The sequence below is a fragment of the Oscillibacter sp. KLE 1745 genome (assembly GCF_000469445.2).
Lineage (GTDB): Bacteria > Bacillota > Clostridia > Oscillospirales > Oscillospiraceae > Oscillibacter > Oscillibacter welbionis.
The window spans coordinates 1-1,524 of record NZ_KI271656.1 but is presented as its reverse complement, the minus strand read 5'-3'; the positions used below and the strand labels follow the sequence as shown (position 1 = coordinate 1,524).

The window sequence follows — 1,524 nt, the reverse complement described above, 5'->3', positions numbered from 1 at the left end:
TAAAGTGCTCCCCAAGTCAAGGACATTTTCATTTGACCCATTGCGGCAGCATACCAGTTGGGTACTCACCTGTGGTGATGTAATCGTAAAATTCATTGGGCGACAGCTTCGCCAGATCCCACTGGCAGCGGTCCTTGTTGTAGTAATCCATCCAGCGGTCAATGGACGCTTTCGCATCCGCAAAGGATGTCCAACCGGGGATCTCGCCGGCCAGCTCGTCCTTCATGTGCCCGAAAAAGCTCTCCTGGGGTGCGTTGTCCCAGCAGTTGCCCCTGCGGGACATGGAGCGCCGCAGCTCCCGGCTCTCCACCAGTTGAATGAACTTCAAGCTGGTGTAGTGGGTGCCCTGGTCACTGTGGATCACAGTCTCTTTGTTCAGCGAGGCGCCGTAGTTCTGCACCAGCCGCTCCACCATCTCCAGAACGAAATCCACTTCCAGAGATTCGCTCACGGCATAGGATAAGACCTGTTTCGTGCAGGCGTCCAGGATCGTGGACAGATAGCAGAACTTCCCATTCAAAGGGATATAGGTAATATCCGTCAGGAGGACGGCCCTGGGGCCGCGGGATTCAAATTCCCGGTTCACCAGATTTTCCGCGGTGCTGCCCATCCGGATGGACCTCTGTAATCTGCGGTAGGGATTCGACTTCCGAATGGGGCAGGCGAGACGGTACTTCCGCATGAGCCGGCGGATCTTCTTCACATTCATCCGCACGCCCATGTGCAGCAGCCGCATATGGATACTCCGGGCGCCCTTTGCGTAGCCGCGGTACTGGTACGCCTCCAAAATCCTCTCAAAATCGGCTCGGTCCTTCTGCTCCCTCGTTTCCCTGGCTCGTTCGGAACGCACCCAGTTGTAATAGCCGGAGCGGGACACACCGGCCAATTCGCACAGCTCTTTCACGGTGAGGATGTTCTTCCGGTCTGTCAACGCTTCCTGGATGGCCGCGAACCGTTCTCCGGCAGTGTCCATGACTACTTTTCCGGTTTGTCGTGCAGCCGCATAACTTTTTTTAAAAACGCCATCTGCTGCTGGAGGCACAGGATCTCCCGCCGCATCCGTCTGGCAGCTTCGCCAGACGGAGAGTCCGTCGGTGTTGTCTCCCTTTGCAGGCGCACGCCGCCCCGGGTGCCCTCACGCAGCCCTTCCAGAGACTTGGCTTCCCGCCGAATGCGCTTGGTGGTGTTGTGAACCCGCTCAAAGCCCAGGACTTCCGTGTTATAGCCCAGCTTGCGGAAAGCGGCCGGGCCGGTGTAACCTTGCAGGCTCAAGGTCCAGAACGCCTCCTTGAAAGCGAGAGTGTAGGAGATCATGTCCGCTGTCACGCACCGTGTGTACGGGTTTGCCCGCAGATGCCGGATCTCCTCCGGCGTGAATTGTTTTTTTGCGCTCATGCAGCACCTCCATCTGGTGATCTTATTTTATCACAGATGAGGCGCCTCTGACCCTATGGGTCAAATGCGTGTCCACCAATCGGGGCCGTGGGTCAAATCCAATGTGTCCATTTTATGGGGTACAGTTTA

At 57.0% G+C, this 1,524-nt stretch carries 2 protein-coding genes; both read right to left on the bottom strand.

What is annotated here, in order from left to right:
* Positions 1 to 28: 28 nt before the first annotated feature.
* Positions 29 to 973 (bottom strand): IS3 family transposase, encoded by a 945-nt coding sequence (locus HMPREF1546_RS00970; protein WP_021748364.1) that lies wholly within the window; start codon positions 971 to 973, stop codon positions 29 to 31.
* A 2-nt stretch (positions 974 to 975) separates the two neighbouring features.
* The gene (locus tag HMPREF1546_RS00965; protein ID WP_021748363.1) at positions 976 to 1,395 is read right to left on the bottom strand and encodes an HTH domain-containing protein; all 420 of its coding nucleotides are present in this window, start codon (positions 1,393 to 1,395) and stop codon (positions 976 to 978) included.
* Between the last annotated feature and the right edge of the window lie 129 nt (positions 1,396 to 1,524).

What these genes read in the sequence shown, in the direction of transcription:
- HMPREF1546_RS00970 (WP_021748364.1), bottom strand. Translation starts at nt 973, where the DNA reads ATGGACACTGCCGGAGAACGGTTCGCGGCCATCCAGGAAGCGTTGACA.
- HMPREF1546_RS00965 (WP_021748363.1), bottom strand. Translation starts at nt 1,395, where the DNA reads ATGAGCGCAAAAAAACAATTCACGCCGGAGGAGATCCGGCATCTGCGG.